Source organism: Shewanella sp. WXL01, assembly GCF_012263345.1.
Classification (GTDB): Bacteria; Pseudomonadota; Gammaproteobacteria; order Enterobacterales; family Shewanellaceae; genus Shewanella; species Shewanella maritima.
On the sequence record NZ_JAAIKQ010000001.1, the window covers coordinates 407,672 to 432,247 of the forward strand.

Consider the following 24,576-nt stretch of genomic DNA (forward strand, 5'->3'; position numbering starts at 1 on the left):
CGCGTTAGCAGGGCAAGTATAACAGAACCCCACAGTATTCAGTAAACCTGAACTCACTGTTGCTTTGCAGGCAATTGCGGCAATAAGCTGATCATCTTTTTAGCGATGTCTGTGTTGTCCTGACTGCCGTTAAACAAGCTCGCGCCTGGGCCTGTGGCGAATACCTGCACATCCAATCCTGTATGGCCAACGGTTGTCCAGCCTGTATTTGAGTGTTGGTCAATAACAGTTTGCAAGGCATAAGTGAGCGGCTCAGCGCCTTGAGCTCGCGCGTCGGCAATCAGCTCCATTTGCTCTGAAGTAAACTCAAGTGGGATCGCTGCAGTTAAACTGCTTTGCCACTCGTCTTGCTCAACAAGTTTTTCGGCAAGGATGTATGGCGGCATAGTGACATGGTGCAGAAATTCAGGATGCCAAGCATAGTCTTTGCCTGCTGCAATCGACAATCCACCTGTGTTGTGATCTGCTGTCGCTACCAGTAGGGTGTCTTGATGCTCGCGCACATATTGCTCAACCACTTCCATCGCTGCGGCAAACTCATCTACCTCATGCATTGCGCTGGCGATATCGTTGCTGTGGCCTGCCCAGTCAATCAAACTGCCTTCAATCAGTAGGACAAAACCTTGCTCATGCTGAGAAAGTAAATCCAAAGCTTTTTGCGTTAGTGTTCGAAGCTTGTGACCTTGCTTATCTTCAATTACCCATGGCAGTTGCACTTCAGCTAATAGACCTAAGACTTTAGGTTTGTCTATGCCATCTAGTTGACTAAACTCTGTAATGTGTTGATAACCCTTTGCTTTGAACTTTTCTAGTAGCTCCTCAGAAAAGTACTTTTGTCCGCCACCTAGAATAACTTCTGCACCAGTATCAAGGTAAGCCTCGGCTATCTCTACATAGTTTTTACGATGCTCGTTGTGCACCATAAAAGCGGCTGGGGTAGCATGATTCACCTGTGATGTGACAGCTAAACCTGTTGCCATACCGCGCGCTCTAGCAAGCTCAAAAAGGGTAGGAATAGGCTGTTTTTGCTCATCAACTGAAATAGCACCATTATAGGTTTTATAGCCAGTTGCTAGTGCTGTAGCAGAGGCTGCACTGTCGGTGACATAACCGCTGCTGCGAGCAGGATAAGTCGATGACATCCCTACAAGTAAGCGATCAAACACAGTTTGCTCTATCTCTTGGGTATTCGGGTTGTCTTTAAAGTAGCGATAAGCCGTGGTGTAGGCAGGGCCCATGCCATCACCAATCATAATCACCATATTTTTTGGTACGGTCGGCGCATGTTGACTTGCGCCCGTCTGGTGCTGCGGCGCTAACGAGGTTAGTTCGTTAGCAACTGCGCCAAAGCTAATAATGGCAGACAAGCCAAGGCTAATCAGGGTTAAAAAACGCATCTAATTCGAGTCCTTTTATTTAACCTTGGTTAACTCTGGCTTCAATGGCATCCATCAACATACCTGTGATATCTACATCAAAGGCTGCTTCAATTTCTTTTATACAAGTAGGGCTAGTCACATTAATTTCAGTGAGCTTATCGCCAATTACATCAAGGCCAACAAAGATAAGGCCGCGCTTTTTAAGCTCTGGGCCAATGGTACGGGCAATGTGCCAGTCTGACTCAGATAGTGGCTGAGCTACTCCGCTACCACCGGCTGCGAGGTTACCACGGGTTTCACCTTTCATTGGGATGCGCGCTAGCGAGTAGGGTACAGGTTCGCCATCGACAACCAGAATGCGCTTATCACCAGAGGTGATATCTGGAATGAATGCTTGCGCCATTGCGTATTGGTTGCCATGGGCTGTGAGGGTTTCGATGATCACTCCAAGGTTCGGATCTTTTTCTTTCACGCGGAAGATAGATGCGCCGCCCATGCCATCAAGTGGCTTTAAGATGATGTCGCCTTTTTGCTGGTGGAAAGCACGAATGCGCTGCTCGTCGCGGGTCACAATCGTCTCTGGAGTGAACTCACTAAACCAAGCAGTAAACAGCTTTTCGTTAGCATCGCGCAGGCTTTGTGGCTTGTTAACGATAAGCGTGCCGGCTTCTTCAGCACGCTCTAGCATGTAAGTGGCGTAGATAAACTCGGTATCAAACGGCGGGTCTTTGCGCATTAAAACCACGTCTAGATCTGCAATAGGTGTATCAACTGACTCGCCTAGCTCAAACCATTTGTCGGCATTATTTTCTACCTTCAGTGGGCGCATGTTAGCCATTGCCACCCCATTTACCATGGCTAAGTCTGCCATTTCCATATAAAACAACTGATAGCCGCGCGCCTGCGCAGCCAATAGCATGGCAAAGCTCGAGTCCTTTTTGATATTAATGTCGCTGATGGGATCCATCACTATGCCAAGCTTAATCATGTTGTTGTCCTTATATGGGTTGAATTCTGTAATGTGAATGCTGCCGGTTTAGCCGATGTCACCAAAGTTAACTTGTAGTGCGGTAATGGCTGTAAGTGATGCGGTTTCGGTGCGCAGCACACGTGGACCAAGCAATACGTCGGTAAACTGATATTGCTCCGTCATGGCAATTTCTTCTGCCGATAAACCGCCTTCAGGGCCAATTAACAAACGCACGCGCTTATTGTCTTCGTTGAGCGTTAAGCCATTAATACCATGCTTTGCCCTTGGGTGCAGATTGAGCTTAACAGCTTCGCTTTGCTCGCTGCACCAGTCATGTAACTGCATTGCAGGGCGTACCTGTGGTACTAGGCTGCGACCAGATTGTTCACAGGCACTAATAACGATTTTTTGCCATTGAGCGATCTTCTTAGTTAAACGCTCACCGGTGAGCTTGACGCCGCAGCGATCAGAAAATAATGGCGTAATGGTACTGACACCAAGCTCCACTGACTTTTGAATGGTAAAGTCCATGCGATCGCCTCTTGAGATCACCTGCCCAAGATGAATATTCAATGGTGACTCATTGGTGACGGCTTCACATTCTAAGACCGACACAGTGACCGATTTCTTACTCGCTTGGGTGATCTCGGCTAAATAGTCATTGCCGTCGCCATTGAAAAGCTTTAACTGCTCGCCTTCGCCCATTCGCAGCACGCGACCAATGTGGGCTACACCGTCATCATCTAGCGCTATTGTAGCTCCTTGGCTAATTGATTGATTCGGTTGGTAGATTCTTGGGACTCTCATTAGTGATTACCTTGTACGCGGGCGAAACAGTTTACAAACCTAGATTTTGGCATTGTTTGAAGACAAATTCATTATGATTCCCCTGGCTTTGTGCAATTAAGCGGTCGCGCTGACACTCCGCCTCGTCAACTGGATGCATTTTATCCCAGGCATTAAACAACTGTCTTTGTGATTTACTGAGCTTAAAACTATAGCTTTGCTGCATGTAAAAATAGGTACGGGCAATTGCGCCACGCGATGGTTTTGGCGGCTGTGCTTTGCGGCCTTTAAAGTCGACTAACATTTGGCATTGACCATATTGATGAGGTTTGCCATTCCACTCGCTAAAGCGGTAATTGCTGCGATCGCCGTTCACTTCACCAATTGCTGGCACCAGATTATGCAGATCTGACTCCATCTTTTTAAACTGCTTATCGGTTTTACCACAGTTTTTGCGACCGCCTTCTTGCCAGCATTGACGTTGATGCCCCATTTCCCAGGCTGGCACCACATGCTCCCACTCGATGCGGTTAGCACGAACATTTTGCTTACGTACCTGATAATCACAGCTTTGCAAATCTGGTTGCCATAGCTTGCCGTTGATTTGGATGTCACAGCCGCAGTAAAAGCTAGTCAGTGGCAGTTGCTGATAGATTTTCTTAATCGCTTTTTTAGCCTGGTTAAAACTCGTTGGGTGTTTCGGCTGTTTTGCTTTAGCTGCAAAGGTGTTTGAGCTGAATGCAGTAGCAGTTAATGCCAGTAAAGACATTAACCCAATAATCTTGATTGTGCGCACGATAAACCTACTTCTTAAAGGTTGTTAGCTGGCTGAGCCAGTCTTTGTGGCAGATGGTAAAAGATAGCGATAACTGATGCAATCAAGCTTTATTCAATTGCGTTGTTAACCAATATATTGGGGAAGAGAGCAAGCAGTTAGTTGTCTGATATTGCCAAGGTTTCACTGCAGCGGCGACAGCGATACTTAGTTTCACCGCGAACGACTTTGTTATGACGCCTTATTGTTAGTGGCACCACACCGCAGCCACATTGGTAATTAAACATCTTCCCTTGTACTGAGCGGATATCGAGCTGATGTGTCGTCGATGGTTGTTGGCCAAACACCTTGAGCATAATGCTCTGCCATTCTCGCCCGTGCGGTCGCACCTTGCCGTATAGTTGATATGCCAATAAGTGGCTCACCTCATGGGGAATAACATGCTCGATAAAAGCGTCGAAATTTTCTTTGAGCAGCACAGGGTTGAGGCGAATCTTGTTTAATTGCAGATGCGCGGTGCCAGCACTTTTTCCGCGTAAGGTGAGTGCAAGCTCAGGTCGCGGAAACTGTTGATTAAAATACGCATCGGCTTTTTGGTAATCCGCCTCAAGTTTGCTGTGAACTTGCTGGATTTGTTGGGCAGTTAAATGAGTCGGCATTAATGCAGTTTACGTTAGACTTGGCAGGTTGAGATGACACAGGGTATATGGTGCGTGTTTTGCCAAGCGAGTGCAAGTAACTAGTCAGTACAAGTAACTCGTAGTGAAAGTAACTAGCTGTGTGAGTCAGTATTTGGATAGACCAAAGCGGTGTGCTTGAGAAAACAAAAGGCGCGAGTCTGTGTGACTCACGCCTTTTGATATTTGGCTTGAATACTCAGTACTAAAGCGTGCTCGCCGCTGCGCCGACCATGGCGCGGACTTGCTCAACTATGTCGCCTTCCACTTGTGAATCGTGACCTTTTACTCTAGGGGTGTGGATGTGACCGACTGGGATGTCAAAGTCGAACTGGCTACGTAGTAATAAGCTGCGGTAAGAGATTTCATTGGAAAGGTAACCGCCGCCGGAGCCTTCAACCGAAGTTGCGTTTTGTAGTGAGTGAATTGATTTCGCGTCAAACTGACCACCTGATGTGGTGGTGACTTGATGATTATCATTCACCGCCCAATTACCTTTTACCGCTTGCATCGCAGCAACTGGTAGAGAGAACTCTATAAACTCTGGGCCATTCAAAGTGCCGCCATTAAATAGTGGTGGCATTGGTGTTTGCTTGCTGGCACCGGTTAACACATTCAGATTATCTGGTGCGGCTGCGCTGCGGTTACGGCCAGGAAAGCGCTCTAAGTCAAAGTCATCACGTCCCATACTGACAGTAACGACCATGTCGATATTACGATTACGGAAAAACGGCGTTAACAATGATTCGATAATGCCATCGTCAAAATCAGCAAAACGCACAGGGATCATCACAGTTTCAACTTGCGCTTGCTTACCATTCACATTGAAGGTGTAACCATCAAGTGCAAGAGCGGTTAGCCCTGATGGATTGCTTTGGCCTATGTCTCTATCTAAAAAGAATGGGTCGAAGCCGGTTAGCAAGATTTTGATTTGGGTGTCTTCTTTAAAGTTAATATCGCTAAAGCCGCGTGATGCTTTCTCTACCGCATTAACTAAAATCTGTCGCTGCCAAGGTACAATATTAAAGCCCGCCGAGTTTTGTTTAAGTGCGCTGCGCATTTGCAGGCGCGTCCAATAGAGTGGGCGGTCATCGTCTAAGCCTGATTGCACATCTTTAACCGCTTTTTGCCACAACAGCTGACCTTGCACAGCAATATCCTGAGTGACTTTTAACTCGTCAGTTGATCGGCTTAATAAACCTTCGAGAGACTGATTATTTGATTGATAGCGTTCAACGACTTGTGGAATAAGCTTAGTTGCTTGTGGAACACGCTGCTCTTCTACATCAAGTGCGAGGCTAGCCTGAGCTGAAGTGGTCATAATCATTAGCAGTGAGCTAATCGTTAAACCTAGTGAGTTGCGCTTGGTCATGGTTATTCCTTTAAAGCAGCGTGGTGGGGCAAGTTAAACCTGGAGATTAACCTGCAGCTATCCTTTGTGCCTTTATATGGCTTAGTTAATCTTACTGGATAAGTTATAACACAAAAAATTATACAAGATCAGCTATGTATGCTGATCCTGCATTGTTATGTCATCGATGTACTTTTAGATAGGTGAGTAAGAATTAGCCCATTAGGCAGTTAGCTCATTAAGCTGTGTAGCGACTCTTGTGAGCCGTAGCGTTTACTAAAAAAGTCTAAAAACGCGCTAATGTTGGTCGCCAATTGCCTGCGGCTAGAATACACGCCGTAGACCTTAAATGGCTCAATGGGCCACTCTTGCAGAATAGGTAACAAGGTGCCGGCGGCGATTTCTTGTTTACAGCTGGTGTTTGACAGCATAGCGATACCGTAATCGTCCATGGCAAAGCGCTTGACCATATTAGCTGAGTTGACCCTAACTTTGCGCTTAAAGGTCGCCATCATCTTGCGATTGCCTTTACCAAGCGGCCAAATTGGCGCTGATAGGCGAGTACCTAACAAGATACCATTGTGCTGTGCTAGCTCTTGTGGCGTTGCTGGTGTGCCGTGCTTTTTAATATAGCCTGGGCTGGCAACCAACACGGGCTGACGTTCAAATAACAGCCTTGCCACTAGGTCTGATGATTGCAGTGGACCATACTTAATTGCAATGTCATAACCTTCACCGACCAGTCCCACATCGTTATCGGTAAACTGAATATCTAACTCGATATTGGGATACATGCGCATAAAGCTAGAGCATAAATGACCAATCACTTCTTGTGAGAATGACACCGGGATGGCAATGCGTAATGAACCGGAAACATCACTGTGGGTATTTTCGATAGTTGCCTTTGCCGCTTCAACCTCGGCGCTTATTGATTCACAGTGCTGAAAAAACATGGCTCCGACCTGAGTCAAGCTCAAGTTTCGGGTGTCACGTTGCAGTAAACGTACCCCTAAATCTTCTTCAAGTTGGGCAACTTTGCGGCTAATTGTCGATTTAGGTTGTCCGATGTCTCGTGCTGCTTGGGAGAATCCTTTTGCTCTCACCACCGCTGCAAACAGCATCATACCGTTCAAATCGGGCATTTTGGTCTCACTGTCTCATTTTTGGAACAAAGCGTCCAAGGTAGTGTATATGGTAATTCGGTGAACAACAAAGTTATATTTACGCGTTAAAAATTTTAGAGGCTATATAAGCAGAGGATCTCTCGATGACCAGCAATAAGCAGCCCGCTAACACGACTCAAGTTGTATCGGCTGACCCGTTATTTTTACAGGCGGAACATCTAGCCAAGGATTTCTCGTTATTTCCTGCTCACAGTAAGCAGACGTTATCTGACGAAATCAAAGGATTACTTTCTGACGACGCTATCCAATCAAACCTAAAAGAATTGGCGTCGTTAGATGTTGACGGTTACGTCAACCAGGTTATTCAACCTACTCAAGATAAGAACCGTTATGGCGCTAAGCGTATGATTGCCGAGTTGAAAGGCAAGCTAATCGCAGAGCACCAACAAGGGCCTTTTTACAGTGCTGAAGTCGAGTTAGATTTTGGTGCTCGTACTCGCCGTGTTGGTTTTATTGCCCAAGAGCGTTCAACCTCTAACGGTGCTTGGATGCCTGAGCATCATTTAGAAGCATGTAAAGCGATTCGCCATTTTGCTGAACTAGCAATGCCAATCATCTACCTTATCGACACTCCAGGTGCCGATGCAGGTGAGGTAGCTAACAGCAACAACCAAGCGCACTCAATCTCGAAAGCGATTGCTGAGAGTGCCAATGTTGACGTACCAACCGTTGGTATCGTGGTGGGTGCAGGTTACTCGGGCGGTGCAATTCCACTTGCTGCGGCTAACATCTTACTTTCTGTACGCGACGGTATTTTCAATACAATTCAGCCACAAGGTCTGCAAAGTATTGCCCGTAAGTACAACCTATCTTGGCAGGAATGCGCTAAATCTGTGGGTGTATCGCCAGAAGAGCTATACACAGCAGGTTGTATTGACGGCATTATCGATTACTCGCCAACAGACCGCGATGACCGCCAGCATAACTTGCGCCGCGCGATTATCAGTGGTGTAGAGGCCGTTGAGCGCGCGGCAATGAACTTTGTACGTGACTCTTCTGATCTAAAAGAGCACTACGAGCGCAGCCTAGAGCGTTTCTTAGCGCCATCAGAAAACTTAGTTAGCTTAGAAAGCAACACTGGGCTTGCGATTGCAAACAGCCCGACTATGCACCACAACATCTTTGGTAGTGCATATCGTTATCTGCGTTATCTAACGCTTCGTAGCCGTATCCATTCGATCTCGCAAGAGCAATATGGTCGTCTATCTAAGGTAAGTATCCCTGAAGGTGACTTACTAGAGCGTATCTCACAAGAGCAAGAGCGCGTATTCCAAGCATGGCTAACCAACCCTGACAAGCTAGTTTATGACGAAGAGCTAAACAAGCTGTGGGGCAACTTCACCGCTAAGCGTGATGAGGTGTCGACTGAGCGTAATATGCTGACGCGCTTTATCTTAGGTGAGCCAAAAGAGAACTATAAGAAAGCACGTAAAGCGCTGCTATTTAACATCGGTTGGTCGCTATACCACCGCTGGAAAGCTAACGCTGAGAACAACTTTAAAGGCCTAATTCAATATCTTGAGTCGCTCCCTAAAGAGAAGACTGAAGCAGATTGGCCTGAACTAAACCAGCTAACTGTACTTGATGTAGTGGTCAATGATGAGCTACGTGAAGACTTTATCTGGCAGTGTCATAACATTCTTATCTTCAACGCGCTGTATGACAACGTAGTGGTTAATCTTGCTTCTATCTCGAAAGAAGCGATGAACTCGAAAAGTCTTGCCCGCGAGTCAGTTGATAACCTGCTGCATAAGTCGATTGACCGTGCACTATCAACCAACGATGAAGCTTATGAGAAGAGCAAGTTCTACAAATGGCTTAAATACTTTATGGCGCAATCAAACCGCGCTGAGCTACTAACGCGCGTAGAGCAGTGGAAGAGTGTTGGTTTCCCACAGCTTAACGATTCGCTATTCGTAATTCTGACTTACTTCTTTGAGCGTCTATTACCAGAGTACTTCGACAGTGAAGAAGAGCACGACAAGTACACAGGTGCGATTAACCCTGTTCGTATTGGTCGTCGTAAAGACTTCTGGAACCGTCTAACCATGGGTTATCAAGACTTGTTAATCCAGAAGGTGCTGCGTGAAGAGAAGAAGCAAGGCAAGATGACTTGGGAGAGCGTGATTGGCGAGTTCTTCACTGAGTTTGACGAAATTGACGGCGACAAGATGTCTGCCAACTTGCTTAACTTCCCTGGTTTCCGTTTATCGATTGAAGATGCAATCGATCGCGGCGTGCGCCCATGTGGTTTAATCACAGGTTTAGCTGACTTTGGTGAAGGTGACAATAAGCTGCGCGTAGGTGTGGCAGTATCGAACACCGCATTCCAAGCGGGTGCATTCGATATGGCAAGTGCTGAGAAGTTCAGTGCGCTATTAATTGAATGTGCTAAGCGCAAGCTACCGGTTATTTGCTTTATCAGCTCAGGTGGTATGCAAACTAAAGAAGGTGCAGCAGCGCTATTCTCAATGGCAGTAGTGAACGACCGTATCACTCGTTTCATCCGCGACAACGAGCTACCTGTATTGATGTTCGGTTTCGGTGACTGTACCGGTGGTGCACAGGCGAGTTTTGTGACTCACCCATTAGTGCAAACTTACTACTTATCGGGTACTAACATGCCGTTCGCAGGCCAAATGGTTGTACCTGCATACTTGCCATCTACATCGACACTATCTAATTACTTGTCGAAAGTTCCTGGTGCGATGAATGGCTTAGTTCATAACCCATTTAGCGAGACGTTAGACAGTCAGCTTTCAAGCATTGACCCATTAATGCCAATGCCAAATGCTGACATTAAAGACGTTATCGGTAATGCACTATCAACTATCGTGCCTGAAACAGTTGAAGTGGTTGATGAGATTGTTCAAGACGATCCACGAGCATTGATGAAGCCTATCGACAAAGTACTGGTTCACGCTCGTGGTTGTACTGCGGTGAAACTTATCCGTAAGGCGCACGACAACAACATTAATGTGGTATTGGTTGCTTCTGATCCAGATATGACTTCTGTTCCAGCAGACATGCTGAAAGAGAACGACAAGCTAGTTTGTATTGGTGGTAACACCTCAGATGAAAGTTACCTAAACGCCTACTCAGTACTTAAAGTAGCTGAGTACGAGAAAGTTAACGCACTGCACCCTGGTATCGGTTTCTTATCTGAAAGCCCACAGTTTGCCGCACTTTGTGTAAACAACGGCGTTAACTTTGTTGGCCCAAGCGTACACTCAATGACAACTATGGGTAACAAGTCGAACGCGATTAAAACTTCGCAAGCGCAAAACGTACCTGTAGTACCTGGCTCACACGGTATTTTGACCAACGCTGAGCAAGCTGTGAATGTTGCACTAGAGATTGGTTACCCAGTACTACTTAAAGCGGTACAAGGTGGTGGCGGTAAAGGTATTCAGGTTGTTGAACGCCCTGAAGACATGATTGCGCTATTCACTCAAACCTCGACTGAAGCTGCTGCTGCATTTGGTAACGGTGACCTTTACCTTGAGAAATACGTAACGTCATTGCGTCACATTGAAGTACAGCTACTACGTGACAAGTTTGGCAACACCAAAGTGCTAGGTTTACGTGACTGTTCAGTTCAACGTAACAACCAGAAAGTGATTGAAGAGTCTATGTCGACCATGCTGCCTGACGAGCTTAAGCAGAAGGTAATGGAATACACTCGTGCACTAGGTGATGCAACAGATTACATGGGCGCGGGTACGGTAGAGTTTATCTACAACCTAGATGCAAACGAAGTGTACTTCATGGAAATGAACACCCGTCTGCAGGTTGAGCATCCGGTAACTGAAGCGACTTCTGGTATCGACATTGTAAGCGCGCAGTTCGACATTGCCGCTGGTCGCTCAATTGAAGACCTAGAGCCTGTTGATCAAGGTTACGCGATGGAAGTCCGTGTAACTGCTGAGAAAGCTGAGCTAGATAGCAATGGCGTTATGCAGCTAATGCCAAATCCAGGCAAGATCACTGAGTGCATCATGCCAGAGCGTGATGACATTGAGATCATCTCGATCGCCGATACAGATAAAGAAGTATCGCCATACTACGACAGCTTGATCGCGCAGATCATTATCCGTGGTAGCGATCGCGCCGATGTCGTTAAGAAGATGTACGACTACCTAGATAGCGTGGTTATTCGTGGTATCGCGACTAACATTCCGCTACTTAAGCGTATTCTTGCTGACGGTACCTTCAACGAAGGCGTTTACGACACTAACTATCTGCCACGCCTTATGGCTGAGATTGACGCTGACGCGTTAATCGAAGAAATGGAAGCTGCGGCAGAAACTGAAGCGGTTGATACTGAGTCGTTACGTGTTGGTGAGTCGAACGAGCTGAAAGTTCTGGCACAAGGTGCAGGTATCTTCTATACGTCTCCAGCGCCAGGAGAAGCAGACTTTGTCAAAGAAGGTGATGTAGTCACCGTTGACCAAACACTGGCACTGACTGAAGCGATGAAGATGTTCTCGCAAGTGTCACTTGCAGGCTTTAACCGTAAAGACGCTGAGCTATACCCATCTGATAAGAAGTACCGCATTGAGCGAATTCTTAACAGCAATGGTCAGCAAGTATCTCAAGGTGACCTACTGTTTGTTATCTCACCAGTTGAGTAAACAACGACAGCTAAACTAGTGACAAAAATACCCGCCGCGTGCGGGTATTTTTATGTCTATAGTTGGCGATCGAAATCACGTAAATTCAGCCTAAAGTTGTTGGTAAATCGTTAAATTCTGGCTCATTACTTAGATGCGCGAGGATCTGGCGTTAAAATTCGCGGGTTAAAACAGACTTTTTTGTGTGGCTGAAAAATAATCGATCATTTTTAGATGCTTGTTTTATATCTAATATCTAGCGATTACGGCGAGTTTTTTTGCCAAAACTGCAGAAATATTGCAACTGCTATTTGCGTGTTGCAAGGTTCCAATTTACAATATGCGCCTTAAATAACCTGATGAGCGGTGTGTCGGTACTATTCGCATACTCCGTCTACTTCTTAAACTAATCATTAAAGTTGAATCATGACCGAATTATCAAAATACAGAAACATTGGTATCTTCGCTCACGTTGACGCGGGTAAAACCACGACCACCGAGCGTATCCTTAAGCTAACCGGTAAGATCCATAAGATCGGTGAAGTTCATGATGGTGAGTCTACAACTGACTTCATGGAACAGGAAGCTGAGCGTGGTATTACCATTCAGTCAGCAGCGGTAAGTTGTTTCTGGAACGACCACCGTTTTAACGTTATCGACACTCCTGGTCACGTTGACTTTACAGTAGAAGTATACCGTTCTCTTAAAGTTCTTGACGGTGGTATCGGTGTATTCTGTGGTTCTGGTGGTGTTGAGCCTCAGTCAGAAACTAACTGGCGTTACGCTAACGAATCTGAAGTTGCTCGTATCATCTTCGTAAACAAGTTAGACCGTATGGGTGCTGACTTCCTACGTGTTGTTAAGCAAACTAAAGACGTACTAGCTGCTAACCCACTAGTAATGGTTCTGCCAATCGGTATCGAAGACGAATTCAAAGGTGTAGTTGATCTACTTACTCGTAAAGCATGGGTATGGGATGAAACTGGCCAAGCAGAAAACTACAAGATCGAAGACGTTCCAGCTGACATGGTTGACATGGTAGAAGAATACCGTGAGCAACTAATCGAGTCTGCTGTTGAGATGGACGACGATCTAATGGAAGCTTACATGGAAGGCGAAGAGCCATCTATGGAAGACATTAAGCGTTGTATCCGTACTGGTACTCGTACAATGGCATTCTTCCCAACTTACTGTGGTTCTGCTTTCAAAAACAAAGGTATGCAGCTTCTTCTTGACGCAGTAGTTGATTACCTACCTGATCCAGTAGAAGTTGACCCACAACCTCTAACTGACGAAGAAGGTAACGAAACTGGTGAGCACGCTATCGTTGATCCAAATGCTACGTTCAAAGCACTAGCATTCAAAATCATGGATGACCGTTTCGGTGCACTAACTTTCGTACGTATCTACTCAGGTAAGATCAAGAAAGGTGACACCATCCTTAACTCTGCAACAGGTAAAACTGAGCGTGTTGGCCGTATGGTTGAGATGCAAGCAGATGAGCGTAACGAGCTAGACTCAGCGCAAGCTGGTGACATCATCGCTATCGTAGGTATGAAGAACGTTCAAACTGGTCACACTTTATGTGACGTTAAGGACCCTTGTACTCTTGAAGCTATGATCTTCCCAGAGCCAGTAATCTCTATTGCTGTTGCGCCAAAAGACAAAGGCGGCTCTGAGAAAATGGGTATCGCGATCGGTAAGATGATTGCAGAAGATCCATCTTTCCGCGTTGAAACTGACGAAGATTCAGGTGAAACCATCCTTAAAGGTATGGGTGAGCTTCACTTAGACATTAAAGTTGACATCCTTAAGCGTACTTACGGTGTTGACCTAATCGTTGGTGAGCCTCAAGTAGCGTACCGTGAGACAATCACTCAAGCTATTGAAGACAGCTACACTCACAAGAAGCAGTCTGGTGGTTCTGGTCAGTTCGGTAAGATCGACTATGTTATCCGCCCAGGTGAGCAAAACTCTGGCTTCACTTTCAGCTCTTCAGTAGTTGGTGGTAACGTACCTAAAGAATTCTGGCCTGCAGTTGAGAAAGGTTTCGCATCTATGATGGAAACTGGTACTGTTGCTGGTTTCCCAGTACTAGACGTTGAGCTAGAGCTTACTGACGGTGCTTTCCACGCAGTTGACTCGTCAGCTATCGCGTTCGAAATCGCTGCTAAAGGTGCATTCCGTCAATCTATGCCAAAAGCTGGCGCACAGCTTCTAGAGCCTGTGATGAAAGTTGACGTATTCAGCCCAGAAGACAACGTAGGTGACGTAATCGGTGACCTTAACCGTCGTCGTGGTATGATTTCTGGTCAAGAAGCTGGTACTACTGGTGTTCGCATTAAAGGTGACGTACCGTTATCTGAAATGTTCGGTTACATCGGTTCTCTACGTACTATGACTTCTGGTCGTGGTCAGTTCTCTATGGAGTTCTCACACTACGCACCATGTCCAAACAGCGTTGCTGAAAAAGTTATCGCTGAAGTTAAAGAGCGTGAAGCTAACAAGTAATTGTTGAGCTAAACTCTTTAATAGAAACCGCTGCTTCTGCAGCGGTTTTTTTATGGCTATCGCTTGAGGCTGAAAACAAAAAGTGGGTACCAAAGGTACCCATTTTTAATTTGTAAGTTCTAGTTTGTTAACCTTTAGCTTGCTGAGTAATATTGCATTGTGCAGTATTACTCAGCATAAGAGGGCTACTAGGCAAACATATCTGCGTTCATAACTTTCACCCATGCTGCGATAAAGTCGTGGACAAACTTCTCTTTGCTGTCATCTTGTGCATAAACTTCTGCGTAAGCACGTAAGATAGAGTTTGAGCCAAATACTAAATCAGCGCGTGTGGCAGTCCATTTAACGGTCCCCGTTGTGCGCTCAACAATCTCATAAGAATTACGACCCGTTGGTTTCCAGCTGTAATTCATGTCTGTTAAGTTTACAAAGAAGTCGTTAGTCAGCGCACCTAAGGTATCGGTAAACTGACCGAATGCTTCACCACCATAGTTAGTACCCAATACACGTAGACCACCCACTAACACCGTCATTTCACACGCAGTTAAGCCAAGTAGCTGAGCGCGATCTAACATCATTTCTTCAGGTGTTACTGTGTAGTGTTGTTTCTGCCAGTTGCGGAAGCCATCTGCTAAAGGCTCAAGTACAGAGAATGAATCTTCGTCTGTCATCTCAGGCGTTGCATCACCACGACCTGCTGCAAATGGGACGTTAGCTTCAAAACCAGCCGCTTTCGCTGCTTGCTCGATACCCAGGTTACCCGCAAGTACGATTACATCAGCTACACTCACACCCGCATCTGCTGCAATTGGTTCAAGAACAGATAGCACTTTATTTAAGCGTGCTGGCTCGTTACCTTCCCAGCTATTTTGTGGCGCCAGACGGATACGAGCGCCATTTGCCCCACCACGTTTGTCTGAGCCGCGGAAAGTTCGTGCGCTATCCCATGCCGTTGCGACCATTTCGCCGATAGACAAGCCGCTGTCAGCAATACGCGCTTTCACTGCATCGACATCATAACCCTTTGGTCCTGCTGGGATTGGATCTTGCCAAATCAGGTCTTCTGCTGGCACGTCTGGGCCAAAGTAGCATGCTTTAGGTCCCATATCTCTGTGCGTTAGTTTGAACCATGCGCGTGCGAATACTTCTTCAAAGTAAGCCGGATCTTCATAGAAGCGCTTAGAGATCTTGCGGTATTCAGGATCGACTTTTAATGCCATATCCGCATCAGTCATAATAGGGTTATGACGAATGCTGTCATCTTCAACGTCAACAGGTTTGTCTTCTTCGGCAATCTCGATTGGTTCCCACTGTGTCGCTCCCGCTGGGCTTTGGGTTAAGGTCCATTCGTGATTTAACAGCATATCGAAGTAACCACCTTTGGCCGTGTTCCATTTCATTGGGAACGTGGTCCAAGCCCCTTCAATACCACTTGTTACTGTATCACGGCCAATACCACGAGATTTGTGGTTGTTCCAACCTAAACCTTGCTCTTCGATTCCAGCCCCTTCTGGCGCTTCACTTAGATTGGCTGGATCACCGTTGCCGTGTGCTTTACCAACAGTGTGACCACCTGCTGTTAATGCTACGGTTTCTTCATCGTTCATACTCATACGTGCAAAAGTTACACGCATATCTTCAGCCGTTTTCTGAGGATTAGAAACACCATCTACACCTTCAGGATTAACATAGATAAGTCCCATCATCACAGCTGCTAGTGGGTTTTCTAAATCACGCTCACCAGAATATCGGCTACCTTCACCGCCACTTGGCGCTAACCATTCTTTTTCTGAGCCCCAGTAAGTATCTTTCTCAGGATGCCAGATATCTTCACGCCCGAACGCAAAACCAAACGTTTTAAAACCCATTGATTCATAAGCCATGGTGCCGGCTAAAATCATTAAATCAGCCCAACTAACTTTACTGCCGTATTTCTTTTTAAGTGGCCAAAGTAGGCGACGCGCTTTATCTAGGTTGCCGTTATCAGGCCATGAGTTTAGTGGTGCAAAACGCATATTACCGGTAGCTCCGCCTCCACGGCCGTCTGCATTACGGTAGCTACCAGCTGAGTGCCACGCTAAGCGAATCATTAAACCGCCATAGTGTCCCCAGTCAGCAGGCCACCAATCTTGGCTGTCGGTCATTAACGATTTCATGTCGGATTTTAGTGCTTCAACGTCAAGATTTTTGACTTGTTCGCGGTAGTTAAAGTCTGCGCCTAGTGGGTTAGTCTTACTATCATGTTGATGAAGGATGTCCAAGTTGAGCGCTTTAGGCCACCACTCCATTACAGACATGTTGCTTTCCGTTGCGCCGCCGTGCATTACTGGGCATTTACTGTTAGACATTGGGTTCTCTCCTTAAGTTGAATAGATATCTATCCCTTTTGGGTAAAATCGATACTTGAGCTTTGCTGTATCGCCTTTTTCATAATTGAGCTAAATCTAAGTTTTACATCTTTAGAACTGTCACAGCATATAAGTACCTGTGAGTTCGGCCGCTAAGACTGTGTTTGCGCTAATACACATAAACTCTCTGTTTTGTTAACGGTAAAACTGATTAGCCCATGGTTTTTATAGGTTAAGTTATTGTTTTTTGCCGATCTTTTATCTATGTTCGGGTTTAGTGTTCAATTCCTAATTGAGATTGATTTGCGATACTACGATAGTTTTATGCATATCCATGTGATTTAGATCAGATTTCTCGTCTGTTTTGTGAACAATTTTTCCTGTTTTATATATCGAAAGGTATATATTTTTTATGTTCAAGCTGATAGGTAATGTGAGGTAAACCATACGGTTTATAGCAAATAGATTTAACCTTATCCTGCATAGATATGCTTATATGCAGCGATATCTGAAATACAAAACAGTGCAATTGATTTGCCGCGCATAGGGAAAACAGACATCTAACCTAAGAGGCACCAGAATCATAGTTAACGCCAGATACAGAATTAACGCTTAATTGACTGAAGCGATTAAATACTAATTATTTGACTATGGAGGGGGAATGTATCGGCCAGAGTCCGATTGATTCTGCTCAAGCTGAGAGTTTACTCTGACCCAAATGTTACATTAAGCTTAAAATCGGGTCAGAGTAAAACCTTAATTTGTTGAAATATATAAGTATTTATTTTTAGGTTGAAGGCTAGAAAGCAAGATAAGCTTAGGTCAGAGGATGATTGCTTAGGTGTAAGCGTGAACGTTTACTCTGACCCAAATGTTACTGACCCAAATGTTAAAAAGCTGGCGGTGTTATTGGTATTTCGCTGCTGTGATGAACTCGCCAAATGATTCACACCACACAATGACAGTGTTGTAGTTGGCTGGATTGATGTGGCTCGGCACGTCAACAATGAAGTTATCGAATCGGTTAACACTGCCCACTTGTACCATCTTGCTTTTTAGGGCGTTGAATTCTTGCTCCGTTTCTACAAACTCTGTTGCCAAGTAGAGTTTAAAGTCAGGCCCAGGTGAAAGCTCACCTTCCAGGGCGATATGATGGTTGTTTATTGAGACTTGTCCTTCCCCCCAGTGCAAACTGTCACTGCCTTTTAACTCCCGTACAAAGCTGGCGGTGAACTCTGCTTGGGTTTGGATTGACTTCAACTGGGCCTGCTCAGGTGCTGCCGAAGCGGTAAGTAATGGCAGGGTGTAAATACCTGCTGCAAAGCCAATAAATGCGACCACAGCGTGGCTTACTACTAGCAGCAGGATTAAACGTGGTTTCATATAAAGTTCCTTAATATATGTAGTGTGTTGAATTGTGATTCTTGGTTGAGGGCTAAGTGTCTCCTCAGTTTGTTCTTATCTAGTCACATCACACGGTAAGTATGTGGTTTCGTATATCTAAACCCTAAGCATAACTAAGCCGGTAGCTAACTTGAACAAAGTCATTAGGGTAAGACTGCGCACTGACCTGAGTAACTGATACGGGGGATTTGATGTCATTGAACAGTGAAATACCTTTACCTAAAACCACAGGCGCTTGGGTGATGATCATCCGCTCGATGAGCTGCAAGTTAATGAATGCACATATTGTCGCGCCGCCATCAATATAGGCGTGTTTGAGTCCTTGAAGCTCTAATCGCGATAGCAGCGCCTCAATACCATCATTGACCATCTCAACCTTACCAACAAGGTTTTGTGGTGGCTTGGTCATGGTGCGGCTCAACACATAAATAGGCAGCTTGCCATAAGGCCACTGCTCGTCAGTGAGATTAAAGCTAGCAATCTTCTCCATACATTTACGACCCATAATCATGCAATCAACACTGTTTATGTATTCATTAAAGCCCATGTCTGGGTTGTCACTCATGTCTGCTTGTTGATTGCCGGCTTGCTCAAGCCAATCGACATTGCCATCTTCAGTTGCGATATAACCATCGATACTCGTAGCGATAAAAACCGAACACTTCATGATTTCTCTCCTGCACAGCTTGGTTGAGGTTGACGCCAATCTACCTCAGAGATATTGGACTTACCTAGATTACACTGCTCACACAGTATTTGCAGATTGCTTAGCTCTAATGCTAGCTCAGGATATTTAGAGCGAGGTTTAATATGATCAACATGCATTATTGCGCCAGTGCTTGGTGACGCTCCGCAACATGAGCAGGCATTGCCGTACAATTCGAATGCTTGCCGACGAAGGTTAGGCCATTTTCTGTTGAACTCTGATGTTGTTACCTTAGGTGTATATGGCACTTGTTCAAGCTCAGCAAAGGCTTCTGGCATTCCCTCTGGAGTGTAGAAAATCGCGCTAGCAGTGGGGTTAGCTTTAAGGTAGTTGTAAATTGCTTTGTAAGCGCCTTTGTCTGTCTTGTAGCTGCTGCGACGCGAACGCCCTGCAAGTTTAAAACTGACTGAGTACATATGCTAGCCGCTCCATGTGCTTGATGATAACGATAAGCCTTGAGTCTAACACGTGCAACAAAACCTCGAATGACCTAGTGCAAGTTTTAGTGCGCTCAATTGATCAAACTATTTCTCGCGTCATAAAACAGCTATTCGGGTCTAGTTGGTAATCAGCAAAAGGCTCACAGTAGTTAAAACCATGCTTTAAATATAGCGCTCTTGCTGGGGCAAAATACTCCATAGTGCCAGTTTCTAAACTGATTTGCTTAAAGCCGTGTAGGTTAGCCTCATTGAGAATATGCTTAAGCAATTTAGTGGCAATGCCGCGCAGCTTAAACTGCCTAGATGTACGCATAGATTTAAGCTCAGCGTAGTTGTCATCAAGACGCTTGTAGGCTGCAAACCCCGCAAGCAATTCACCTTGCCAGAGACTCCAAAATTGAACGTCTTCGCCCCTAAGACTATCGAGATCTAAGGCGTGTTTACTTTCAGGCGGCGAAGTGGCTTGCATGTCTTCTAGATGCTCTTCGAGCAATGCGATGACTTGTAACTTGCACAACAGTAAAAAGGCCAGCAACTTGGATGAACAAGTTACCGGCCAGTCGGGAGTAATATATTCACTAAATCAGTGAGGAGATTTAGCTATACCAATTGGTATTAAACAAGCTTATTTCGAGAAGGTGTTATCAACGATTTTTTGCTTGTTCTCTGCTTGTGCAACGTGGCATTGATCGCAGAAGTAGTACATTCCGTTTAGTTCACCATTAGTTAGGTGAGACTCATGTACAGCCGTTGTCTTCATGCGTTTTGCTTTCGCTGGGCTATGGCACGAAATACAGCCGTTTTTCTTAGTACTTAACTCATAAGAGTCTTTGTGTGGGATCAGCGGTGGTTGATGCACAAAAGTACGCTCAATTGATTTACCACGCTTAGGGTAAACCGACATTTCGTCAGCAGGACGAACATCAGTGATTTGGCTATCACCAGCCAGTGAGCTCACTTTCACTGGCGCAGCATTTGGCTCTGCGTGTTGACCGCTACAAGCGCTAATCGCAAACATCATAGCCGCTAGAGTAATGATTTTCTTCATTAGTTGCTCTCCACTTTAAGAGGAATTCTTTTAGAATTTTGGGTATTAAATCGGTTTTTATACTCAAATACGCGCGGTGCACAAACATCGATACAACGGCCACAAAGGGTGCAGTCACTATCGTTAATGGTTAGCTCCGTTGCTCCTTTTCTCAGTACAGGTTTAAGCACCTGACGCTCAGGGCACACGGTGAAGCAGTCCATACAGTTATTGCAGTCTTTAGCATTGGTTGCAGAAACTTTAATTGGGCTTACTTTGCCTATTAGGCTGAACATAGCGCCAGTTGGGCATAGATGACTACACCAGGCGCGCTCAGCGACAAAGGTGTCGAGCAACAAGATCATTGCCAGCACCCATAGGCCGCTACCTGCTCCAAATAACGCGGCGCGGTAGACAATTGGTACTGGGTTCATCCACTCCCACACGGTTACACCAGTAACCATAGGTAATAGCAGAACCAGTGCTAACATGTAATAGCGTAAGTTTTTTGGCAACGCGTTAATCCGCGGAAATTTAAACTTACGGCGTATCCAGCTAGCTGTGTCAGTAATGATGTTCACTGGGCATACCCAGCTACAAAATACCCGACCACCAACAATCGCATAGGTTAGCGCAATCACAAGCGCGCCAATCAACAAACTTGCTTCAGGTAAGTGCCCGCTGGCTAATACCTGCAGTGTCACAAGCGGATCGCTTAGTGGCACAGTATCAAGCAAGATGCTAGATGATAAATTGCCTTTTAGTAGCCATAAGCCCAGTGCAGGACCAATAGCAAACAGACTAAATACCGCAACTTGAGTTAAGCGGCGCAGCAGCAGGAATTTATGTGCGCCAAACCAACCCAGTTGATTAATTGCTTCTTCGGCAAAACGTTCAGTCTTTGGCTTTGAGCTATGCGTCATAGTGATAGCCCCTTATTTAACATCTCTAGCGTTGTGGCTTCAGTATTTTGGTAAGTGTCATGCTCGGCAGTTTTGCCCAAAGCGATTTCAGCCGGTAGTACTTTAATCACTGCTTGTTCTGTCACGCAGGCATGCTCGCATTTACCACAACCTGTACAGGCGTCGGCGTGAACCGTAGGTAAAAACATCGCATGGTGACCACTTTTGTGGTTGCGTTGCATCTCAAGGGTGATGGCTTCATCGATTAGTGGACAAACTCGATAGCAAACATCACAACGTAAGCCTTTAAAGTTAAGACAGTTCTTTTCATCAATAAGCACAGCAATGCCCATTTTTGAGTCGTTGATGTCAGTCAAGCTATGGTCAAGCGAGCCACTTGGGCAGGCTTTAACACAAGGAATGTCATCACACATCTCACATGGCACGTCACGTGCGGTGAAGTAAGGCGTACCCGTTGCAGCACCTTCAAACCAGCGAGCTAGTTTGAGGGTGTCGTAAGGGCAGGCTTCTACACATAAACCGCAGCGTACGCATGCTGATAAAAAGTCGTCTTCGTTGAGTGCGCCTGGAGGACGAATCGCTTGCGGGTCCAGGTGCTTAGACTGAGTTGCCACAGTCGTTAGCCCCATACCTACCATGCCCATCACACAACCAGTTTTGGCTGTTTGTGCAAGGAACTGACGGCGGTTAATGCCGTTTATCTTGCTTGGGTTACGATTCGAATTACTCATAGTTCACTCGATTATTTGTGCACGTGTTGCTATTAAGCTTTCATTACTTTTACAGGACACTTCTTGAAGTCTGTCTCTTTCGACAGTGGATCAGTTGCATCAAGTAATAGCTTGTTCACTAATTGGCGCGCATCAAAGAACGGCATAAATACCACACCTTGTGGTGGCTTATTACGGCCTTTCGTTTCAACACGGGTTTTCACTTCACCACGCGGAGAAGCAACAACAACCTCGTCGCCACGTTTCAAACCACGTGCTTTGGCATCTTCTGGGTGCATAAAGATTTGTGCATCAGCATATGAGCGTGATAACTCAGGTACACGACCTGTCATCGATGCAGTATGCCAGTGCTCTAATACACGACCTGTAGACATCCATAAATCGTATTCAGCGTTTGGCTCTTCTGCTGCAGGCTCATAAGGCAGAGCGAAAATAACAGCTTTACCATCTGGCTTACCGTAGAAGTTGAAGCCTTCGCCAGCTTTAACGTAAGGGTCGCTTCCCTCAACAAAGCGGCGCAGTGTTTCTTTGCCATCGATTACAGGCCAGCGCTTACCGCGGTTTTCGTGGTAGTTATCAAATTTATCTAGGTCATGGGCATGGCCGCGGCCGAACTGAGCGTACTCTTCAAAAATACCTTTTTGAATGTAGTAACCAAACGCTTCAGCTTCGTCGTTGTAGTCACCTTTACACTCAGAGGTTGGGTACTTGTTGATTTCGCCGTTCGCGAATAGCACGTCATAAAGAGTCTTGTCTGCAACTTCTGGTTGCTTAGCGATTAGCTCTGCAGGCCATACTTCAGACACTTTGAAGCGTTTAGAAAACTCAACCAGCTGCCATAAGTCAGACTTAGCACCCTCAGGTGCTTTAACTTGTTGGTGCCACATGTGAGTACGACGCTCGGCGTTACCGTAAGCACCTTCTTTTTCCACCCACATAGCGGTTGGCAGAATAAGGTCTGCTGCGGTTGCCGTCACAGTTGGGTATGGGTCAGACACCACGATGAAGTTTTCTGGATTACGGAAACCAGGGTAGATCTCTTCGTTGATGTTTGGGCCAGCCTGCATGTTATTGGTACACATGGTCCAGTAACAATTTAGCTTGCCGTCTTTCAACATACGGCTTTGAAGTACTGCATGGTATCCAGGTTTAGGTGGAATAGTGCCTTCTGGGATGTTCCACAATTTCTCAGTCATAGCACGGTGTTTAGGGTTGGCTACAACCATGTCTGCTGGCAGACGGTGAGCAAATGTACCCACTTCACGAGCAGTACCACACGCAGATGGCTGACCTGTTAGCGAGAATGGTGAGTTACCAGGAGTCGCAATCTTACCTGTTAGCAGGTGGATGTTGTAAAGCATGTTGTTTGCCCACACACCACGTACGTGTTGGTTGATACCCATGGTCCATAAGCTCATTACTTTTTGCTTAGGATCAGCGTAAACCTTAGCTAGCTCGATTAGGTTCTCAACAGGTACGCCACTCATTTCAGATGCATATTCTGCTGTGTAAGTGCTGACGAACTTAGCGTAGTCATCAAAGCTAATTGGTACTGACTTACCATTGCCTGGATTCTTCGCTTTTTTCTCTAATGGGTGATCTGGACGCAGACCGTAACCAATATCAGTCGTACCTAGGGCAAACTTAGTGTGCTTGTTAACGAAGTCTTTGTTAACGCCACCGTTTTGAATGATGTAGTTCGCCACGAAGTTCAGAATAACTAGGTCTGATTGTGGCTTAAAGATCATTGGGTTGTCAGCTAGGTCGAAGCTGCGGTTTTCGAAAGTCGACAGTACGTGAACTTTGGCATCTTTATGGCTAAGACGACGGTCAGTTAGACGAGCCCATAAAATTGGGTGCATCTCAGCCATGTTAGCGCCCCAAAGTACAAAGTTATCAGCCGCTTCAATGTCATCATAACAACCCATTGGTTCATCAATACCAAAGGTACGCATGAAGCCACCTACAGCAGACGCCATACAGTGACGAGCATTTGGGTCAATGTTGTTAGTACGGAAACCAGCTTTGTGCAGTTTAGATGCAGCGTAACCTTCCCATACAGTCCATTGACCTGAGCCGAACATACCAACAGAAGTAGGGCCTTTTTTCGCTAGGCTGGCTTTCCACTTTTCAGCCATAGTGTCTAATGCGACATCCCAGCTTACTGGTGTGAATTCACCTTCTTTGTCGTACTTACCATCTTTCATACGTAGTAAAGGCGAGTCTAGGCGATCTTTACCGTACATGATTTTTGATAAGAAGTAGCCCTTAATACAGTTAAGGCCTTTGTTTACTGGGCTTTCTGGGTCACCCTTAGTGGCGACAACTTTGCCCCCTTGGGTGCCGACTAACACGCTACAGCCTACGCCACAGAAACGACATGGGGCTTTATCCCACTTGATGTCGCTCTTTGACTCTGCTGCTTCAACAACTTTAATAGGTAATGCCATACCTACTGCCGAAGCTGCAGCAGTTGCAGCATTGGCTTTTAGAAACTCACGACGGCTTATGCTCATGGTGGTCCTCACTCTCTGTTTTAGTAGTCTTTGTCATTGCTCTCATGCCATATCAAAGATATGACTAGTTAGTATGAAGTGTAGACCCCACAAAAAGCATGGATATACCTCTGAATGAGTATAGTGGTTAATAGTTGTTCAAGATCACATTTTCGAGCGTGACCTGCCTCCCATTTTTGTTGATAGATTGTTTCAAGCTTCGAACAGCACTGCGTTTATATCGCGTTTCGCTAAA

At 45.7% G+C, this 24,576-nt stretch carries 18 protein-coding genes; 2 read left to right on the forward strand and 16 right to left on the reverse strand.

What is annotated here, in order from left to right; translation table 11 throughout:
* Nucleotides 1–53: 53 nt before the first annotated feature.
* From G3R49_RS01630 to G3R49_RS01660, 7 genes are all read right to left on the reverse strand, one after another.
* Nucleotides 54–1,397, reverse strand: a complete 1,344-nt coding sequence (locus G3R49_RS01630; protein WP_167868452.1) for an alkaline phosphatase — start codon at nucleotides 1,395–1,397, stop codon at nucleotides 54–56.
* A gap of 19 nt (nucleotides 1,398–1,416) precedes the next feature.
* Nucleotides 1,417–2,367: a glutathione synthase gene (gshB, locus tag G3R49_RS01635; protein WP_167868453.1), complete on the reverse strand. Its 951-nt coding sequence runs from the start codon at nucleotides 2,365–2,367 to the stop codon at nucleotides 1,417–1,419.
* A gap of 48 nt (nucleotides 2,368–2,415) precedes the next feature.
* A complete protein-coding gene (gene rsmE, locus G3R49_RS01640; RefSeq protein ID WP_167868454.1) occupies nucleotides 2,416–3,156 on the reverse strand; it encodes a 16S rRNA (uracil(1498)-N(3))-methyltransferase in 741 nt (246 codons plus the stop codon).
* A 31-nt stretch (nucleotides 3,157–3,187) separates the two neighbouring features.
* Nucleotides 3,188–3,931, reverse strand: a complete 744-nt coding sequence (locus G3R49_RS01645) for an endonuclease (protein WP_348633897.1) — start codon at nucleotides 3,929–3,931, stop codon at nucleotides 3,188–3,190.
* Between the two features lie 137 nt (nucleotides 3,932–4,068).
* Nucleotides 4,069–4,569 carry a SprT family zinc-dependent metalloprotease gene (locus G3R49_RS01650; protein ID WP_130598861.1) on the reverse strand — a complete coding sequence of 167 codons (501 nt, stop codon included), beginning with the start codon at nucleotides 4,567–4,569 and terminating at the stop codon, nucleotides 4,069–4,071.
* A gap of 223 nt (nucleotides 4,570–4,792) precedes the next feature.
* Nucleotides 4,793–5,959 (reverse strand): hypothetical protein, encoded by a 1,167-nt coding sequence (locus G3R49_RS01655; RefSeq protein ID WP_130598859.1) that lies wholly within the window; start codon nucleotides 5,957–5,959, stop codon nucleotides 4,793–4,795.
* Nucleotides 5,960–6,168: 209 nt separating this feature from the next.
* Nucleotides 6,169–7,080 carry a LysR family transcriptional regulator gene (locus G3R49_RS01660; RefSeq protein ID WP_130598857.1) on the reverse strand — a complete coding sequence of 304 codons (912 nt, stop codon included), beginning with the start codon at nucleotides 7,078–7,080 and terminating at the stop codon, nucleotides 6,169–6,171.
* A gap of 125 nt (nucleotides 7,081–7,205) precedes the next feature.
* Between G3R49_RS01660 and G3R49_RS01665 the strand changes: the two genes are divergently transcribed.
* The gene (locus G3R49_RS01665) at nucleotides 7,206–11,756 is read left to right on the forward strand and encodes a biotin carboxylase N-terminal domain-containing protein (protein WP_167868455.1); all 4,551 of its coding nucleotides are present in this window, start codon (nucleotides 7,206–7,208) and stop codon (nucleotides 11,754–11,756) included.
* A gap of 405 nt (nucleotides 11,757–12,161) precedes the next feature.
* On the forward strand, nucleotides 12,162–14,246 hold the full coding sequence (gene fusA, locus G3R49_RS01670; protein ID WP_130598853.1) for an elongation factor G: 2,085 nt from the start codon (nucleotides 12,162–12,164) through the stop codon (nucleotides 14,244–14,246).
* Nucleotides 14,247–14,434: 188 nt separating this feature from the next.
* Here fusA and katG read toward each other — a convergent pair whose 3' ends face one another.
* The 9 genes from katG to napA form a co-directional block, all read right to left on the reverse strand.
* Nucleotides 14,435–16,594, reverse strand: a complete 2,160-nt coding sequence (gene katG, locus G3R49_RS01675; protein WP_130598851.1) for a catalase/peroxidase HPI — start codon at nucleotides 16,592–16,594, stop codon at nucleotides 14,435–14,437.
* 906 nt (nucleotides 16,595–17,500) lie between these two features.
* Nucleotides 17,501–17,977, reverse strand: coding sequence for a DM13 domain-containing protein (locus G3R49_RS01680; RefSeq protein WP_167868456.1), 477 nt, complete (start codon nucleotides 17,975–17,977; stop codon nucleotides 17,501–17,503).
* A gap of 124 nt (nucleotides 17,978–18,101) precedes the next feature.
* Nucleotides 18,102–18,665: a dihydrofolate reductase family protein gene (locus tag G3R49_RS01685; protein WP_167868457.1), complete on the reverse strand. Its 564-nt coding sequence runs from the start codon at nucleotides 18,663–18,665 to the stop codon at nucleotides 18,102–18,104.
* On the reverse strand, nucleotides 18,662–19,120 hold the full coding sequence (locus G3R49_RS01690; RefSeq protein ID WP_210147077.1) for an HNH endonuclease: 459 nt from the start codon (nucleotides 19,118–19,120) through the stop codon (nucleotides 18,662–18,664). Before G3R49_RS01690 ends, G3R49_RS01685 begins: the two co-directional genes overlap by 4 nt.
* Before the next feature lie 103 nt (nucleotides 19,121–19,223).
* Nucleotides 19,224–19,661: a GNAT family N-acetyltransferase gene (locus G3R49_RS01695; RefSeq protein WP_348633898.1), complete on the reverse strand. Its 438-nt coding sequence runs from the start codon at nucleotides 19,659–19,661 to the stop codon at nucleotides 19,224–19,226.
* Nucleotides 19,662–19,769: 108 nt separating this feature from the next.
* Nucleotides 19,770–20,192, reverse strand: a complete 423-nt coding sequence (locus G3R49_RS01700; RefSeq protein ID WP_130598841.1) for a nitrate reductase cytochrome c-type subunit — start codon at nucleotides 20,190–20,192, stop codon at nucleotides 19,770–19,772.
* A complete protein-coding gene (gene napH, locus G3R49_RS01705; protein ID WP_167868458.1) occupies nucleotides 20,192–21,094 on the reverse strand; it encodes a quinol dehydrogenase ferredoxin subunit NapH in 903 nt (300 codons plus the stop codon). The genes G3R49_RS01700 and napH overlap by 1 nt, the downstream gene beginning before the upstream one ends.
* Nucleotides 21,091–21,825, reverse strand: coding sequence for a ferredoxin-type protein NapG (gene napG / locus G3R49_RS01710; protein ID WP_167868459.1), 735 nt, complete (start codon nucleotides 21,823–21,825; stop codon nucleotides 21,091–21,093). The genes napH and napG overlap by 4 nt, the downstream gene beginning before the upstream one ends.
* Nucleotides 21,826–21,857: 32 nt before the next feature.
* Nucleotides 21,858–24,341 carry a nitrate reductase catalytic subunit NapA gene (gene napA, locus G3R49_RS01715; RefSeq protein ID WP_167868460.1) on the reverse strand — a complete coding sequence of 828 codons (2,484 nt, stop codon included), beginning with the start codon at nucleotides 24,339–24,341 and terminating at the stop codon, nucleotides 21,858–21,860.
* Nucleotides 24,342–24,576: the final 235 nt, after the last annotated feature.

Excerpts from the sequence above, each read along its gene's own strand:
- fusA (WP_130598853.1), top strand. The coding sequence starts at position 12,162 with ATGACCGAATTATCAAAATACAGAAACATTGGTATCTTCGCTCACGTT.
- napH (WP_167868458.1), bottom strand. The coding sequence starts at position 21,094 with ATGACGCATAGCTCAAAGCCAAAGACTGAACGTTTTGCCGAAGAAGCA.
- rsmE (WP_167868454.1), bottom strand. The coding sequence starts at position 3,156 with ATGAGAGTCCCAAGAATCTACCAACCGAATCAATCAATTAGCCAAGGA.
- katG (WP_130598851.1), bottom strand. The coding sequence starts at position 16,594 with ATGTCTAACAGTAAATGCCCAGTAATGCACGGCGGCGCAACGGAAAGC.
- gshB (WP_167868453.1), bottom strand. The coding sequence starts at position 2,367 with ATGATTAAGCTTGGCATAGTGATGGATCCCATCAGCGACATTAATATC.
- G3R49_RS01680 (WP_167868456.1), bottom strand. The coding sequence starts at position 17,977 with ATGAAACCACGTTTAATCCTGCTGCTAGTAGTAAGCCACGCTGTGGTC.
- napA (WP_167868460.1), bottom strand. The coding sequence starts at position 24,341 with ATGAGCATAAGCCGTCGTGAGTTTCTAAAAGCCAATGCTGCAACTGCT.
- G3R49_RS01660 (WP_130598857.1), bottom strand. The coding sequence starts at position 7,080 with ATGCCCGATTTGAACGGTATGATGCTGTTTGCAGCGGTGGTGAGAGCA.
- G3R49_RS01685 (WP_167868457.1), bottom strand. The coding sequence starts at position 18,665 with ATGAAGTGTTCGGTTTTTATCGCTACGAGTATCGATGGTTATATCGCA.
- G3R49_RS01700 (WP_130598841.1), bottom strand. The coding sequence starts at position 20,192 with ATGAAGAAAATCATTACTCTAGCGGCTATGATGTTTGCGATTAGCGCT.
- G3R49_RS01655 (WP_130598859.1), bottom strand. The coding sequence starts at position 5,959 with ATGACCAAGCGCAACTCACTAGGTTTAACGATTAGCTCACTGCTAATG.
- G3R49_RS01630 (WP_167868452.1), bottom strand. The coding sequence starts at position 1,397 with ATGCGTTTTTTAACCCTGATTAGCCTTGGCTTGTCTGCCATTATTAGC.
- napG (WP_167868459.1), bottom strand. The coding sequence starts at position 21,825 with ATGAGTAATTCGAATCGTAACCCAAGCAAGATAAACGGCATTAACCGC.
- G3R49_RS01650 (WP_130598861.1), bottom strand. The coding sequence starts at position 4,569 with ATGCCGACTCATTTAACTGCCCAACAAATCCAGCAAGTTCACAGCAAA.
- G3R49_RS01690 (WP_210147077.1), bottom strand. The coding sequence starts at position 19,120 with ATGTACTCAGTCAGTTTTAAACTTGCAGGGCGTTCGCGTCGCAGCAGC.
- G3R49_RS01665 (WP_167868455.1), top strand. The coding sequence starts at position 7,206 with ATGACCAGCAATAAGCAGCCCGCTAACACGACTCAAGTTGTATCGGCT.